Below are 16,126 nucleotides of genomic sequence, written 5' to 3'. Positions count from 1 at the left end.
TCTTCAAAAACTCAGGAGAGAAAGATGACAAACTTGACAGAACAAAAACTAAATTTTGTAAAAGAACTATTGAGTTGGTTCAGAGAAAATAAAAGGGACTTACCTTGGCGTAAGAATAAAAATCCATATCATATTTGGATTTCAGAAATCATGCTGCAGCAAACTAGAGTGGATACGGTGATCCCTTATTTTGAAAACTTTATAGATAAATTCCCCACTATCGAGGCTTTAGCAAATGCCCCTGAAGAGGATGTCCTAAAAGCTTGGGAAGGTTTAGGCTATTATTCTAGAGCTAGAAACCTACACAGTGCGGTGAAAGAAGTAAAAGCTAGTTATGGATCAGTAGTACCGGATAATCCAAAAGATATTTCTTCATTAAAAGGAGTAGGACCCTATACTGCTGGTGCTGTATTGAGTATTGCATACGATAAGCCTGAACCTGCGGTTGATGGGAATGTGATGAGAGTGCTGTCAAGATACTTTTTAATAGAAGAAGATATTACAAAAGTGTCCACTAGAACGGCAATGGAAAAGATTATAAGAGAAATCATTCCGTCTGATGCTGCAAGTGATTTTAATCAAGGGCTTATGGAATTAGGAGCGTTAGTATGTACGCCTAAATCACCGAAGTGTACAACATGTCCAGTAATGGAGCATTGTGATGCACGTTTGCAAGGAAAAGAAGAAGCTTTGCCGATTAAGAAAAAAGCAAAACCACCAAAACTCGAGCAAAGATTAGTTGCATTTATTGAAGGAACGGGTACGAATGAAGGGAAAATATTGATACGCCAAAGACCAGGCAAAGGGTTATTGGCTGGTATGTGGGAACTGCCTCATTATCTAACTGAGAATCCATTAAAGGATTGGATGGGCTCTGAAGAGTTAAATGAAGACTTTGTCATTGATCAATATGCTTTGGAAACAGGGACAGAGCTTGGGAGCGGACAGTGGATGCTTGATATCAATCATGTGTTTAGTCATATTTTATGGGATATGAAAGTGTATCAATTTACAGAGAGTCATAGTTTAATAGAAAAAGAAGCCATCCAACTAAGTAGTGAATATCGCTACGCATGGATTTCTTTAGATGAAGTTGATGAATATGTTTTTCCGAATGTGTTTTTGAGGATTTTTAAAGAAGTTAAAAGAACAAAATGATAAACTGATCTCTAAAACTTAGATCGTCCGATGAATTTTTCGGGCGATTTTTTTTGTTTCCATTCAAGTTAATTTATATTAATGTTCTTTAGTTTTTCTTTAGGTTTTATTAAAAGTTTCTTTAAAGTAAAATTGTATGCTTTTGTAAGGGGTTAACGGTGATCTATATTATGGATCATAGTTTATACTCCTATAATTCATTCCCGCATAATTAGTGTCTATTTTTGAAAAAATATATGAGAAATGAAAAATTCCATTTCCTATTTTTTGTTACCTATTAAAATTTTCATTGGTTTTTTTCAGTGAAATGGTTTGATTGGATTATTTTTAGTCTTGCAGAATTCACATGGGCAACCCATGTTTTATTGGAAAAGGAGAAAGTCATTATGGAACATATTCTTGTTGTGGATGATGATAAAGAAATCGTAAATTTAATACATATTTATTTGGAAAATGAAGGGTTTAAGGTTTTTAAAGCTTTTAATGGGGAAGAAGCTATTGATATTTTTAAAAAGGAAGAAGTTCATTTAATCATAATAGATAATATGATGCCTAAAAAAACTGGAATAGAAGTCATTAAAGATCTAAGAGAAAACCATCACACACCCATTTTAATGTTAAGTGCAAAATCAGAAGATATAGATAAAATCACAGGGTTGACAGTGGGTGCAGACGATTATTTGACAAAACCTTTTAACCCTTTAGAGTTAGTAACTCGAGTAAAGACATTAATGAGGCGAGCCTATCGATATCAAGATAAAAGCATGGGTAAGAATGATGATGTTATACAAATCAATGGACTTGAGATAAATAAAAAACTACATACAGCTAAGGCAAATAACGAACTTATTCAACTAACTGCAAAAGAGTTTGAGATTCTATATGTTTTAGCAACAAATCCAGGTAAAGTATTTAGCTCTGAAGATTTGTTTCTAATCGTTTGGAAAGAACGATATTACAGTTCTAATAACACTGTAATGGTTCACATGAGTAATCTTCGAGAAAAATTAGAAAGAGCACTAGGGCATAAGATTATTAAAACGATTTGGGGAGTAGGATATAAAATCGATGATGAATAAATTAGAGAAGTACTTTGGAACTCTAAAGTTTGTAATTAGCTCGTTATTAGCAATTGCTACTACATTTGTATTGATTAAAATCATTGCATGGATAAAAAACGCACAGCCAGAATGGGAATATACTGATTTTTTTGAGTACTTAAGGTATGTATTAACGATTGAAAGTATTGCTGGCAGTATATTGATTCTTTTTATATTTTATTCATTCATTTTCACAATGATTTATGACAAGTTTAAAATAAATAAGATTAGGAAAGCAGTGGACAAACTAGTAAAGGAAAATTTTGATGAAGAATTAAATATAAACAGAAACCAGATTATCACATACATTAATAAAATGAATAAGGAGCTATCAGTTTTAATTGATAAAGAAAATAGTGCGATTAGTTTAAAAAATGAATTAGTAAGCAATGTTTCACACGATTTAAGAACACCTTTAACATCAATAATCGGTTATATGAGATTAATACATGATAATAGATATAAAGATGAAGTAGAATTAATGTATTACATTGACATTGCTTATGAGAAGTCGCTGAGGCTAAACAGAATGGTCAATGATCTATTTGAATTTTCAAAATTAAGTAATGATGATATCAAACTTCAATATACTACATTTAATTTAATTGAATTATTTCAGCAGCTTGCAGCTGAGTATTCTCTTCCACTGAGACGGGAAAATATGGAGTTGGAAATTGATTATCAAGAGAAAGAAATGTTGATTACTGCTGATCCAGATAAGCTTATGAGAGTATTTGAGAATTTGATTTCAAATGCAATTAAGTATGGAAAAGAAGGTCATAAAATAGATGTTATCATTGAAAAAGAAGCTGAGCATTGTACAGTGAAAGTAAAAAATTATGGAGAAAAAATTCCTTCTTATGCACTTCCATATATTTTTGATCGGTTATTTCGTGTTGAAGAATCTCGTTCAGACAAAACTGGAGGAAGTGGTTTAGGATTAGCCATTGCGAAAGAGATTGTAAATTTACACAACGGAGAAATAATGGTATTTAGTGATGACGCTGAAACCGTGTTTCAAGTAAGATTACCATTGAAAGAGGTGGTTGGATAATTCCATGCTAGTAGTGGAGATTATTAAGTTGCATATATTCTTTAAAAGTCATTATCTCCAATTTTCTTCTTTTCCAAGTTTACTTAATTTTTCTGGTATTGTATCTAAAGTCAGATAACCTCCATTATATGGATGAGTAAATGAAAAATGAAGGCTAATCTCTTGAGCAGAAGTTAATTCTTCATCTGTAAAAGCATCAAATATCTTGGCTGTATTCACATCTAACTTAAGCGTACCAATTTTATTAAAATATTCACCTGTTTCCTCGATATAAAAGAAACCTATACCTGTTCTTTCATCAATAATAGAATAGTTATAATTAAATTGAAGTTCTATAACGGCAATTTCAAAATCATACTGTTCAGGGTCAAAGGTTTTCAATTCTTCCAGATATCTTTGTTTTTCTAGCGTTTTTTTCTTTATAAGTTCATCTATGTTGTATGAATGAGTGTTTCTTAGTGCATCTCTTAGTTTCTTTATCATCTCAATCCGATATGCATTCATATATTCAGTGTTTGAGGATAAAGCTTCTTTTAGAGCTATTTTTGCTTGATCCTGCTCAATTTGATTGTTATCTTTATTTGCTAGAGAAGTTGTTATTGCTATTCCTGATAATAATATTCCACATGCGAGTACTAAATATAATAACTTCATGAACATATGTAACTTCTCTCCTTTAAAAATTTTATTGGTAAGATCGATCTATATATGTATATATTTTTGCTAAAGGTAAATCTAGTTTTAGCAAGCAAAAAAGGTTTAAAGTAATTCAGAGGTTTAGTTTATCTTAACAATGTGTAGTGTTGATACAAAAGATATCCTATATGTTGACTCTGTTAGTCTTATCTTAAGAATATCTTTTGTATCAATGTTAACTATTACTTATTTGAATGTATTCTGTCGTATAAATTTTCTCCATTATAAAATACGTCCTTTATCTGTTCATCAGTGTTACTTGGGTCTATTTTTTTTAATAATTCCCATTCCTCCGGAGTCATATTCTGAATAGCCACAACATATTTGTTGGAAATTTGATAGAATATATCACCTTTTCCTTTTTCATTCCCTTGTCGTAATCCTTCATTTAATTGGTCTAATAATTGAGTATTCCCCTTTTCAACTGCGATGGACTGAGTGGGTATCGTCATTCCTCCTATCCCGAGAATTTCATCTGTGTATTCTGAAGTACTATCTGGTAGGAGTCTTAATTCATAGTCAGTATTATCAAACAAGATAGCTTGAGCTGCAAATCCATTTACAAGTGAAACATGAGCATTTCCATTTTTAATATCTAATATGACTTCCTCTTCTGTATCATACAATCTAACCTGTGCTCCAAAACGCTCTGAAAGGAGTAGAGCTACATCTGCAGCGATACTTCCTTGTTTAGCGACAATCACGTCCCCTTCTTTTAATTCTTCAATATTTTTAATAGAACCCTCCTCTTGTACCATAGCTCTTATATTCATAGTAGTTAAATATACGTCTTCTGCAGTAAAATCTACCTGTTCTTTTGTCTCATCCGTTACTGTTAATGATGTTCCGGAAATAGCAATATCAATCTCACCTGCTTGTAAAGAAGGAATAAGGTCTCTAAATAAAAGAGGTTTAAATTCAATGGATAATCCTTGGTTGTCAGCAATAGCTTTCATAAAATCTACGTCTATTCCAACTAATTCGCTGTCTTCATTTAAATATGCGAAGGGTTGATTTGCTTTTTCTATGCCAACGATCAATACTTCATCTATATTTTCCTTGTTTTTATTTTCGTTTTGGTTTTGACTGGTTGTTTCCGTTTCACTGCTTTCTTTGTTACTGTTTTGTTCAGCTAGTTCTGCACTGCAACCTGCTAAGACAAATAAAAGTGCGATTGTTAATAAAAATATACGTTTCATTACAATACCTCCAAGTTATTTTTTTCTCTTCAAAATAAATTCTAAGATGAATTTCTTAAGAAAATATAAAAAAAATATCAAGATATTATAAAGAAACAATTCATTGCATCGTTTTCCTTATAAACGGAAGTAAACCAAGCATCTCATCTTTATTGTTCCAACAATTTATAAGGTTATGTAAACCAAAGAAATAACGTTTCTCACAGTTACTTTATTATAAAGCGATTCGATTCCAAATCTTTTTCTTTAAGATTTCTTAAGAAAGTTTTAGGTTTACTTAAAAAATAACGTAAATCAAACCTATACAATAAAGTTAATATTTAAGGAGGTTAGTAATCATGAATAGTATTAAAAAGTTTGTAAGAAGTACAACCCTTGCAACTGTTTTAGTTGGAGGTGCATTATCAAGTAATTTGTTAATAGGAGGTGGTAATGAAGCATTTGCTGAAGAAAAAGGAATATCAGTCACGATTGATCAAACTTTGCAACAATTTGAACAATCCCCTTTGATGATAAATGGTAGTGTAGTTGTTCCATTAAGGGGCATATTTACTGCTTTGGGTGCTGAAGTAAAATGGGATAGTGAGACGAAAACAGTATATGCAGAGAAAGATGAAGATGACATTCGATTAGTGATTGGAGAACAGACAGCTCAAGTGAATGGAGTATCTGTTCAACTTTCCCAACCTGGAGAAATCATTGAAGGTGCAACGTATGTTCCACTTCGATTCGTAAGTGAAGCGCTTGGATCTGAAGTGAATTGGGATGGCAGTGCAAAACGAGTAGAAATTGTATCATCTAATATGTCACCATCCAATGTGTTTTCAGTAAATACGATTGTAAAGGCAAAAACTTATGATGATTTTGATAAGATTCAATACAAGGATTACAATTTCATTGACATGATGACAGATGGTGTTTCAGTACAATACGAAATGGGTGATTTGAGCAAAGGATATAAATTTCTTGTAGAAGGTCTTGTTCCGAATGAAAAATGGACAGTAGCAGATAAAGAGTTATTTGATCAATACGGACCTTATGCATTGAGTTTGGTTGATGATCCATCCACAGCATCAGAGAGTGAACTGAAGCAGGCTAAAATTGAAGCAGATAAAATCATTGCACAGAAAGATAAATACGACATACCCGGAGATCCTTGGGGGATAGTATATGAAAAATTATATAGTACCGATGCTAATATTAGTACGGAAGGAAAAACATTTGAAGAGGTTGGACTAGAACTTTTCGGTGACCAATACTACCCAACTATGTATCAACATGAAGATTTTCCAAAAGCTGGGGAATCATATGAAGAAGCAATGAATAAACTAGCATCTGTTAAGGGATATAGTTCTGTAGAAGAGTTACTTGAAAATGATGCATATTTTAGATTAATAGAAGAAAGTAAAAATTTACCTTACGATGAAAATTGGTTAGTAGAGGAAGTAGGTTGGTATGTAAAAGAGTTTGGTGAATTTATTGAATAAATAAGAAATATTGGAGATTTTGAAAAATTAATATAAATAATCGATGAGATAACCTCCTTACATATATGGGAGGTTTTTTTTACACTTTCAGAATTTATAAAAAAATTATTTAATGATGGCTGACTAACATCACACCATACACATGTGGTCAATCATAAACTATCACCTCCGTGTGGGTCGATTGTAAACTTCCACACCCTAAGGAAACTCTGACACCAGTTCAGCCAAGAACATGGTGAATTTATCTCTGTATAGTTAAGGTTTTCTTTAATCAACCTTTAGTTTTACTTTAAATTTTCTTAAGTATTTCCATATATCATATTATTTGAGCAAGAAAAAAAATATAAAGGAGTAGATATACAATGAAAAAAATATTAGCGTTAGGAATTGCCGGAGGATTATTAGCATCAAGTATAGGTTTATCAGGCGTGGTTGAGACGAATGCATCAACGGAGGTTGCTCCCCAAGTAATACAACAGCAATCTAAAGCAATGACGCAAATTCTCGACATACACAAACAATTAGCAGAGATCGAAGCCAACGAAGATGCTAAGGGAGTTTGGGGTGATAAAGTATCAGAACTTGGACCAATCGATTTAGAAAATGATTTTGATTACATCGATGAAAAGACTGGACTTGGTTTCTACTACAATGCTGAAACAGGAGAGTATGTCAATAAATTATTAACGATTAAAATTGATGTAAATACAGATAAAATCTATGACATGAAGACAGGAGAAGAACTAACATCAATTATAGATATTAACGATCTCTTATTTGTATACGATCCTAAAGTAGATATTCATATCAGTGTTGATAATAGACCAGAAAAGTTCTTTGAATTACTTCATGATGAATTGGGTTATGTCCCTAATGTCATTTCAGATGATAGTTCTAACTAAAAAAGAACAATTAGATTAAACATATAGTATTCTAAATAAACGAGATAAAAAACACCTTCGAAATGGTGACTTCATAAAAGTACTTTTCGGGGGTGTTTTTGTTTGGGAAAAACGATGATTTAGTTTGTGTGCATAACAACTATATTTTTGAATTCGATTTCATTAAATTCAAATCAGTTTTAAAATCTATAAAACTTCCTCTTTCTATTTTACTTTGTGTTATCTTAAGATAATTTGTTAATTCATTAGAAGATGAAGCGATTTCATTGTGTTCACATATTTACCTAGTATAATTGGGATAAAATCCACAATAGTGTGTAAAGTTATCTTCCCTCAAAAAGTTTAATCATTTACCACTTTCTCATGCTGTAAATAACAGCATCATTTCACCTGATAAGGTCATCTAACTTTCAGCAGGAGCTATAAAAACTCCCACTGAAAGCAAGATTCTCTTTATTTACATAGTCATATCATGATTTAGGAGGTGTCCAATGATTCCTGAACAACAAATGGAACAACATCAACAAGGACTAATTATGGAAGCTAAAGGAGTCAAAAGAACATTTGGAAAAGGGAACAATGCTGTACATGCTTTAAAAAACGTTAATTTACATATCCCTAAAGGTTGCTTAGTTGCGTTAAAAGGAAGGTCCGGATCTGGAAAGACAACGCTGCTTAATGTATTAGGAACGTTGGATAAACCTACAGAAGGTACTGTATATTTTCAGAACAAAAATATAACAGATTTGTCGGATAAAGAGCGCACAAATTTAAGAAGGAAGGATATTGGACTCATATTTCAATCTTTTGCTTTAACTCCATATATGACAGCGCTTGAAAATGTAGAATTTGGTTTAAGAATTGCTGATATTCCTAGCAAGGAGCGCACCAAGCTGGCTGAAGAAGCTTTAAATCTAGTTGGAATGAAGAAAAGAATGAAACATAGACCCTATGAGTTGTCTGGAGGAGAGCAGCAGAGGGTTGCCATTGCAAGATGTGTTGCCCATCAACCTGCATTGATATTAGCTGATGAACCTACTGCAGAATTAGACAGTAAAATGGCTTTTCAAGTTATACATTTATTTAAAAAACTAATACAAGATACAGGAATGACAGTAGTATTAACCACACATGATCCTGACGTTATGGAGCTGGTAGATTATCTGTACGAATTGGAGGATGGGGAAATTGTTCAAACAAAACAAATTGCAAACATTTAAATTCATATTCATACCTTTTATGGTTTTAGCTTTAGCTGGCTGTTCAGTTATACCTGCAGAAGAAGAGCCATTAGCTCCTCCATTATTAGAGCCTAAAAAAGAAGAAGTGAGGCTCTTAACGGTTGAGAAAGGATCCATCGTAAAGAATTTGAATTTACAAGGCAACTTTAGGTCTTCAAATATGGATTCTCTTTATTTTAAAGAGCATGGGGGCAGAATAACCTCTATTGATGTGAAGTTAGGAGATACCGTGAGTAGAGGAGATGTTGTTGCACAACTTGAAAATGAAGAATTAGCTAAAAGAGTCAGGCAGCAAATACTTGCTGTTGAAAGATCACGTATAGAATTGGAAAAAGCTAAACAGGAAGTGGAGTTGGACCTACCCGATACACAAAACGAACTAGATTTAAAAAATATAGAAGCTTCTATAGAAGATGCTAAGATGAATTTAGAAAGAACGGAGCGTTTATATGAAGAAGGAGCGGTTTCATTACAAGAGTTAGAAGCAATGCAGCAGCAGGTTGAACAACTCCAATTTTCCTACGATAAACTTCTCATTAATACAGAAGGAAATAAAGTATATCCACAGGATGATCAATTGATTCGTTTACTGGAGATTAATCTTGAAACGGCTCAGATCGAGTTGAATTATTTGCAGCAGCAATTAAGCAATACTAAACTAGTGGCTAAAATGGACGGAGTCGTAACCTATACAAACCCTTTAAAATTAGGAGAAGCAGTGACAGCTTATGATCCTATTGTGGAAATCGCAAACTCTGACAATTTAATTGTATTAGCAAGATTAGATAGTCAGGAAGAAATGATAGATGCAAAAGATGCTGAAATTAATCAAGCGGTTGAAATCAAATACAATAATGAAGTTTTTACAGGCACAGTAGTGCAGACTCCTGAAACTGCACCAGCATCTACAGATAGAGAAGTGACGGAATTGAACAAATCAACTATTTTTGTTAAACCGGATGAAGGGCTTCCAGAAGAGATTGAGATCGGTGACCGTGTAGATGTAACCATTACATTAATAGAAAAGGAAGATACGATTGTCATTCCATCTGCTAGTTTACAAACGTATCTAGGTCGAAATTATGTAAAAATACTTGATGGTGAAAGCAGAATTGAAGTGGATGTTGAAGTTGGTATTGAAACGAAAACAGAAGTAGAAATTATAAGTGGAATAGAAGAAGGTCAGCAACTGATTCTTAACTAAGGAGGGATGAATGGTGGCTATACTTACAATGATCATTCGAAAAATGATCAAAAACAAATGGCTTGAAATCAGCCTGCTGCTTGGTTTAATCCTTTCCGTTGCCCTCACTAGTAGTATTCCAATTTATACTAATGCAATTTTGCATCGGATGTTGGTGAAAGACCTTCAAAACTATCAGTTGGAAAATGAAGTTTTTCCCGGTAGATTTAATGTTGAATCGATAACTAGAAGCGTAATGCCTCCTGAGGATCGAGTAAAATATCTTTCTGATGTTGATTCTTATATGGAGGAAGAATTTACGGAGCTAATCTCTTTGCCGGTTATAAGTTATGTTAAACAAAGAGAGACATTGACTTATTCTTTTATCCCCCTAGAAGAATTAAATTATTATAACCAAACAGCGGATGAGGAGAAAGGTGAAGGAATTCCAAAGCGAAGTAAAAAAATAAATGTGATGGGGTTGTCTGAATTAAATGATCATATTAAGATCATAGAGGGCCGCCTTCCTTCAGAGCAAATAGAAAATGATATTTATGAAGTCTTAGTTACAGAGAAATCTCTTTCTTCTTTAAATATTTCGTTAGATAAAGAGATTGTCATTTTAGATGGCAGTCAAGAGCTAATTACTGTGAAACCTGTAGGAATATTTGAACCAAAGGATTATAGTGATTTATATTTTAATAATAATCTTTTCAATACAACATTTTATTTGGATTTTAATTTGTTTGAGCAGCAATTTACGGTTCAGAATGTACTACCAGTAAGAAACAGCAGTTGGACCTTAGCCTTTGATTATCAAAAAATAAAGTTATTATCCGTTCAAAATTTAGTTGATGCCAATACTAGTCTTAAAAGATACCTAGATGCTTATACAAATAGTGATAAAAATATAAAAAGTAATGAAGTTGAATTTCCAATTATCAGTATTTTAGAAAGTTATGATCTAAAACAAGACAAATTAAAAACGATGATTTCCTTTTTATATATTCCTGTATTAATCATGATTGCTTTTTATATCTTTTTAGTATCCAACTTAATTATTGAAAGGCAGAAAACGGAAATTTCAGTACTTAGAAGTCGTGGAGCGAATCGCCTGCAAATTTTAGGTGGTTATTTAATTGAAGGCTTGATTTTAGGAAGTCTTGCTTATTTTTCCGGTATATATATTGCTAAGTTTTTCACTAAAGTATTGGGCTCCTCGAATGGATTCTTACAGTTTGTCCAACGTACCTCGTTGCAAGTAGATATCACTGGTGAGGCTTATGTTTATGCTGGATTTGCGGTAGCTGGTACGATTATTATGATGTTAGTACCTGCCTTTGTCCATACTCGTCAAAATATCGTCAGTCTTAAAAGAAGTATGTCACGAAGTAAAAAGAGTTCCTTTTTACATAAGTTTTATTTTGATATTATTTTTATTGCTGTTGGCTTGTATGGATTATATACGTTTAAAAATCAAATCAACGATGTGATAGCTTCAGGCGTCTTCACTTCTGAACTTTCAATCGACCCTTTATTATTTATTGTTCCTAATTTATTTATTATTGGGATGGGATTGTTTCTACTGCGTATATACCCTTGGATGATACAGCTTATTTATTGGTTAGGTAGAAAAAGATGGAGTCCAGTTTCGTATTCTACATTATTACAAGTCGGTCGTTCGGCTACACAGTATCAGCTGCTGATGATATTTATTATATTAACTTTATCAACAGGGATGTTTAGTGCGAGTGCTGCAAGAACGATTAATAGTAATATGATAGATAAAATCTCTTACACAACAGGTGCAGATGTGACTATGAGTGTGGAGTTTGGTAACGATAATCCTGATCAATATTTGCCCGGAGCTTCAGAACAGGCATTGGATAATACGTATACACAATATGTTGAACCATCCATTGAGACTTATAAAAACTTGCCAGGTGTCGAACATGTAACAAGAGTGTTTAAAGAAAATAATGTTAATTTTACGAATAACAAGGTAAATACTAAAGTTCAGTTAATGGGTATTGATACAGCTGACTTTGGACGAGTGGCTTGGTTTAAAAATGGACTGATGGATTATCATTTTTATGATTACTTGAACTTGATTTCTACAAATCCACAAGCGATCTTGATCTCACAATCTATTGCGGATGCACATGATATTAAAGTTGGAGACACCGTGAATATGGGATGGGTTGGTACAGATAATGTCGAATTTATGGTGTATGGCATTATTGATTACTGGCCAAGCTGGAACCCAAATGCTTTATCATTAGAGGAAATAGCGGAATCGCTGGATATTCCAGTGGCTACACTTGAAGCGAATCCTAATTTGATCGCTTCACAAACCCCACAATTGGTTGTAGGCCATTTGGATTTCATCCAATCTCGTTTAGGACTTAGGCCTTATGATTTTTGGGCAAAATTACAACCTGATTTTACAAATACGGCAGAGCTGTATAATGGCATTTTAGAAGAGCGAATCTGGTTGAAAGAATTTACAAATGCTAAGGAACAAATAATAAAAGTGAAAAACGATCCATTTCAACTTGCGATTAACGGGGTTATGACATTAGGTTTTATCATCTCGATATTGATTAGTTTATGTGGTTTTCTATTATATTGGATCTTAACTTTAAAAGGTAGAACTTTACAGCTAGGAATGCTTCGTGCGATGGGACTTAGATTTTCAGAGTTGATCAAAATGCTGATACTAGAACAAGTGTTAACAACAGGTGCGGCGATGATTATGGGAATTGCAACTGGAATTTTGACGAGCAAATTGTTTGTTACATTATTTCAAATTACATTCAACCCAATTGAACAAGTTCCACCTTTCCAAGTGGTTATCGACCCTTCAGATCAGAGGCAGATTTATATGATTGTTAGTTTTATTATCCTAATCGGCATTATGATATTAGGATATATGCTGTCACGAATCAAAATTCATCAAGCCTTAAAATTAGGGGAGGATTGAGTCATGATTTTGTGTGAAAATCTAGTAAAGATTTATAAGGTAGCAGATCTTGAAGTTGTTGCTTTACAAGGATTGGACCTTGAAATAAAAGATGGGGAATTAATGGCTATCATCGGAAATAGTGGTAGCGGTAAATCAACATTATTAAATATGTTAGGTGGATTAGACCGTCCATCAGCAGGTACTGTTTCTGTGAATGGTATGGATTTATTAAAGTTTAAAGAAAAGGATTATGTAAAATACAAAAGAGAAACTGTAGGCTTTGTTTGGCAGAATAATGCTCGAAACCTTATTCCATATTTAACGGCATTGGAAAATGTAGAGCTTCCGATTCTTCTAAAAGGTCGACGTAAAAAAGAACGAGCCAAAGAGTTATTAGAAGCGGTAGGCTTGGGCCATCGCATGAATAATACATTAAATCAACTATCTGGTGGGGAGCAGCAACGTGTAGCTATTGCGATAGCATTGGCAAACCGCCCGAAGTTATTATTAGCAGATGAGCCTACAGGATCACTAGATACTAAAATGTCTGATCAAATTCTTGACTTATTCCGAACGTTAAATGAAAAGTTTGGTTTGACGATTGTGATTGTAACTCATGATCCTCTATTAGCTAAAAAAGTGAATCGTGTAGTAGCAATTCGAGATGGAAAAACGTCTTCAGAAATGATTCGAAAAAGATCAGTTGAAGACATGAGAGAGTTAGGTTTAAGTTTTGAGGAAGAGGATGAAACGCATGAGGAGTTTGCCATATTAGATAAAGCAGGTCGCTTGCAAATTCCAGACACTTATTTAAAGTCTATCGGTTTAACGGATAAAAATAAAGTACAGCTTCAGCTTGAGGATAACAAGATTATTCTTACTTCCCCTCAAGAAGAAGGAAAAAATGAGAAAGAAGCAAAAAAGAACAGTAAAGAGAAAGAAGTGGAGTTGGCGCAATGATCTCATTTTTAGGAGTAAATATCCGCTAATACCCATAGCAACTATCCGATGGATTTCATAGTATAGAGTAAGCAGTCAGTAATGATTGCGCTGAGGGACTTTAAATACTGTCATAAAACATTCCTTTCTAATTTTGAGACTTCTCCCACTAGTATGGGAGGAGTCTTTTTTTGTTATAAAAAGTAAAAACCCACGATTACGCAAGAAATGCGATTTATCATGGGTTTAATAAATAATACTTTAAGTATTATTTCCACTTATCATAAGTGATCTAGTAAATAGGATTTATTTAGCAGCTTCGTAACGTTTGCCAACTTCTTCCCAGTTTACTACATTCCAGAATGCACCGATGTAATCAGGGCGTTTGTTTTGATATTTTAAATAATAAGCATGCTCCCAAACATCTAAGCCTAAAATTGGTGTTTTACCTTCCATAATTGGGCTATCTTGGTTAGGTGTGCTGCTAACTTCAAGCTTACCGCTTTGATCAACAATTAACCATGCCCATCCACTTCCGAAACGAGTCACAGCTGCATTCGCAAAAGCTTCTTTGAATTTATCCAATCCACCAAGCTCACTTTCAATTGCATCTGCTAATGAACCAGTTGGTGCTCCGCCACCGTTTGGTCCAATCACTTTCCAGAATAAAGAGTGGTTTGCATGTCCGCCTCCATTATTGCGAACAGCTCCGCGAATGTTTTCAGGTACACTGTCTAAATTAGCAATAAGTTCTTCGATGCTTTTGCCTTCAAGCTCAGCGTTTCCAGCAATAGCGTCGTTTAATTTAGTTACATAAGTAGCATGATGGCGATCATGGTGGATCATCATTGTTTGCTCGTCAATATGTGGTTCAAGTGCATTATTTGCATATGGTAATTCAGGTAATTGATGTGCCATAATTAAAAAAACCTCCCATTATATGTATTCATATTTTATTATCACCTATTTTTGATAATAAATCAACATTTATGTTTAAAAAGTCTGTCCAAGCAAGTATCATGGAAAAGATAGTGAAAGTGATCGTAGAAAGCACACTTTTGGATCATTTGAGTGAATGCTAGTTTATGATAGAACTATAGGTTGAGATTAATCTAGTCTGTAAAATTAGTGTCCCCTGTATCCCCTCCTCTTTGTTTGATCTCATCTATAATTTTATGATGATATGAAACCCCCTCCGCATTCAACCATGGGGATAAGTCACTCATCGTTTGATGATGCATTTCTAGTTCATCCATTTTCCAATCCTTTAACTGTATGTCCTGTAAATGTTGTAAGTTTCTTTCATTCAAGTACATCTCATCACCTCATTTATATACTATGCACATTAGAAAAATAGATTATTCTGGATATTAATGAAAACGCTTAATTTAAAGCGTTTTCATGAGGAAATATGAGTAAATTCATATTTTTTTAATATTTTTGCAGGAAAATAACGATTTTTGTCGAAATTTATGTTTTAATAAATATACAGAAATATAAAAGCTATTCTTTAGATTAAGCAATGAAAAATGAAGGGGAGTTTTTTTATATGAATTTACGTTCTTTTCAACTATCTGATTGTGAAAAAGTAACAAACTTATTAAAAGAAGAATTATCGGATACATGTTACAAGAAAACAATAAGGGTTTTTTCGAAACAGCTTTCATATGATAGCGATCTAGTTGTTATAGCAGAAGATGCTCAAGAGGTTGTTGGAGTCATTATAGGGTCTATTGAAAACAACCAAGGCCAGTATATATTAACGGAACATCCAGATTATGAACGAAATGATATTGGAAAGAATTTAGTAAATGAACTAAAGGAACGGTTTACACAAAGAAAAGTGGAAATACATATTTCCGTAAATACTGTAAAATTTAAAAAAGAACAAGAATATGACGCGGTGGGCTTATAATAAGCTTTTAAGATGCACTATTTTTTCTGTTTGTGAACGGTTATCCCGTATCAAATCATTTTGATTTGAAAATAGAGGAAATTGAGGGTCTTATTCCGCATATTGATGTACATTGATCAAAAAATAGAGGAAAAAATTAGCCTTATTTTGATGTATTTTGTTGATTTTGATGAGAATGATACAGATAAGGCTATAAATATCCTCTATTTTTGTGTTTTTAGAATATCTACAAAATACTTAAATAGCAAGAAGTAGTGGTAGGAGCTTTTGCGAGAGTCTTCGATAAA

The 16,126-nt window shown here is 33.3% G+C and carries 14 protein-coding genes; 10 read left to right on the top strand and 4 right to left on the bottom strand.

What is annotated here, in order from left to right; all coding sequences use genetic code 11:
- Nucleotides 1-24 precede the first annotated feature (24 nt).
- The 3 genes from mutY to Q5Y73_RS13010 all read left to right on the top strand — a co-directional run bounded on the left by mutY (nt 25) and on the right by Q5Y73_RS13010 (nt 3,312).
- Nucleotides 25-1,158: an A/G-specific adenine glycosylase gene (gene mutY / locus Q5Y73_RS13020; protein ID WP_305992343.1), complete on the top strand. Its 1,134-nt coding sequence runs from the start codon at nt 25-27 to the stop codon at nt 1,156-1,158.
- A 383-nt stretch (nt 1,159-1,541) separates the two neighbouring features.
- Nucleotides 1,542-2,237 carry a response regulator transcription factor gene (locus Q5Y73_RS13015; RefSeq protein WP_305992380.1) on the top strand — a complete coding sequence of 232 codons (696 nt, stop codon included), beginning with the start codon at nt 1,542-1,544 and terminating at the stop codon, nt 2,235-2,237.
- Nucleotides 2,227-3,312 carry a sensor histidine kinase gene (locus tag Q5Y73_RS13010; protein ID WP_305992342.1) on the top strand — a complete coding sequence of 362 codons (1,086 nt, stop codon included), beginning with the start codon at nt 2,227-2,229 and terminating at the stop codon, nt 3,310-3,312. The genes Q5Y73_RS13015 and Q5Y73_RS13010 overlap by 11 nt, the downstream gene beginning before the upstream one ends.
- A 51-nt stretch (nt 3,313-3,363) precedes the next feature.
- Here Q5Y73_RS13010 and Q5Y73_RS13005 read toward each other — a convergent pair whose 3' ends face one another.
- Together Q5Y73_RS13005 and Q5Y73_RS13000 are read right to left on the bottom strand one after the other, a co-directional pair.
- The gene (locus Q5Y73_RS13005) at nt 3,364-3,972 is read right to left on the bottom strand and encodes a hypothetical protein (protein WP_305992341.1); all 609 of its coding nucleotides are present in this window, start codon (nt 3,970-3,972) and stop codon (nt 3,364-3,366) included.
- A 218-nt stretch (nt 3,973-4,190) separates the two neighbouring features.
- A complete protein-coding gene (locus tag Q5Y73_RS13000) occupies nt 4,191-5,207 on the bottom strand; it encodes a transporter substrate-binding domain-containing protein (protein ID WP_305992340.1) in 1,017 nt (338 codons plus the stop codon).
- Between the two features lie 338 nt (nt 5,208-5,545).
- Here Q5Y73_RS13000 and Q5Y73_RS12995 point away from each other — a divergent pair, with 338 nt between their 5' ends.
- The 6 genes from Q5Y73_RS12995 (at nt 5,546) to Q5Y73_RS12970 (ending at nt 13,945) form a co-directional block, all read left to right on the top strand.
- Complete coding sequence (locus Q5Y73_RS12995) at nt 5,546-6,694, top strand: copper amine oxidase N-terminal domain-containing protein (RefSeq protein ID WP_305992339.1); 1,149 nt, start codon at nt 5,546-5,548, stop codon at nt 6,692-6,694.
- A 362-nt stretch (nt 6,695-7,056) separates the two neighbouring features.
- A complete protein-coding gene (locus Q5Y73_RS12990) occupies nt 7,057-7,596 on the top strand; it encodes a hypothetical protein (protein ID WP_305992338.1) in 540 nt (179 codons plus the stop codon).
- A gap of 491 nt (nt 7,597-8,087) precedes the next feature.
- Nucleotides 8,088-8,816 carry an ABC transporter ATP-binding protein gene (locus tag Q5Y73_RS12985; RefSeq protein WP_305992337.1) on the top strand — a complete coding sequence of 243 codons (729 nt, stop codon included), beginning with the start codon at nt 8,088-8,090 and terminating at the stop codon, nt 8,814-8,816.
- Nucleotides 8,785-10,041 carry an efflux RND transporter periplasmic adaptor subunit gene (locus Q5Y73_RS12980; protein ID WP_305992336.1) on the top strand — a complete coding sequence of 419 codons (1,257 nt, stop codon included), beginning with the start codon at nt 8,785-8,787 and terminating at the stop codon, nt 10,039-10,041. Before Q5Y73_RS12985 ends, Q5Y73_RS12980 begins: the two co-directional genes overlap by 32 nt.
- A 13-nt stretch (nt 10,042-10,054) precedes the next feature.
- Entirely contained in the window at nt 10,055-13,003 is a 2,949-nt protein-coding gene (locus Q5Y73_RS12975) for an ABC transporter permease (RefSeq protein WP_305992335.1), read from the top strand.
- Between the two features lie 3 nt (nt 13,004-13,006).
- Nucleotides 13,007-13,945 (top strand): ABC transporter ATP-binding protein, encoded by a 939-nt coding sequence (locus tag Q5Y73_RS12970; RefSeq protein ID WP_305992334.1) that lies wholly within the window; start codon nt 13,007-13,009, stop codon nt 13,943-13,945.
- Between the two features lie 285 nt (nt 13,946-14,230).
- Here the strand turns inward: Q5Y73_RS12970 and Q5Y73_RS12965 are convergent, their stop codons facing one another.
- Nucleotides 14,231-14,842: a superoxide dismutase gene (locus Q5Y73_RS12965; RefSeq protein WP_305992333.1), complete on the bottom strand. Its 612-nt coding sequence runs from the start codon at nt 14,840-14,842 to the stop codon at nt 14,231-14,233.
- Between the two features lie 194 nt (nt 14,843-15,036).
- Entirely contained in the window at nt 15,037-15,240 is a 204-nt protein-coding gene (gene yfhS / locus Q5Y73_RS12960; RefSeq protein ID WP_305992332.1) for a mother cell protein YfhS, read from the bottom strand.
- 233 nt (nt 15,241-15,473) lie between these two features.
- Between yfhS and Q5Y73_RS12955 the strand changes: the two genes are divergently transcribed.
- Nucleotides 15,474-15,839 carry a GNAT family N-acetyltransferase gene (locus Q5Y73_RS12955; protein ID WP_305992331.1) on the top strand — a complete coding sequence of 122 codons (366 nt, stop codon included), beginning with the start codon at nt 15,474-15,476 and terminating at the stop codon, nt 15,837-15,839.
- The last annotated feature ends 287 nt before the right edge of the window (nt 15,840-16,126 follow it).

It is taken from the genome of Chengkuizengella axinellae (assembly GCF_030730905.1).
In the GTDB taxonomy this organism is placed as follows: Bacteria; Bacillota; Bacilli; order Paenibacillales; family KCTC-33759; genus Chengkuizengella; species Chengkuizengella axinellae.
This window is presented reverse-complemented; position numbering and strand designations above follow the sequence as displayed.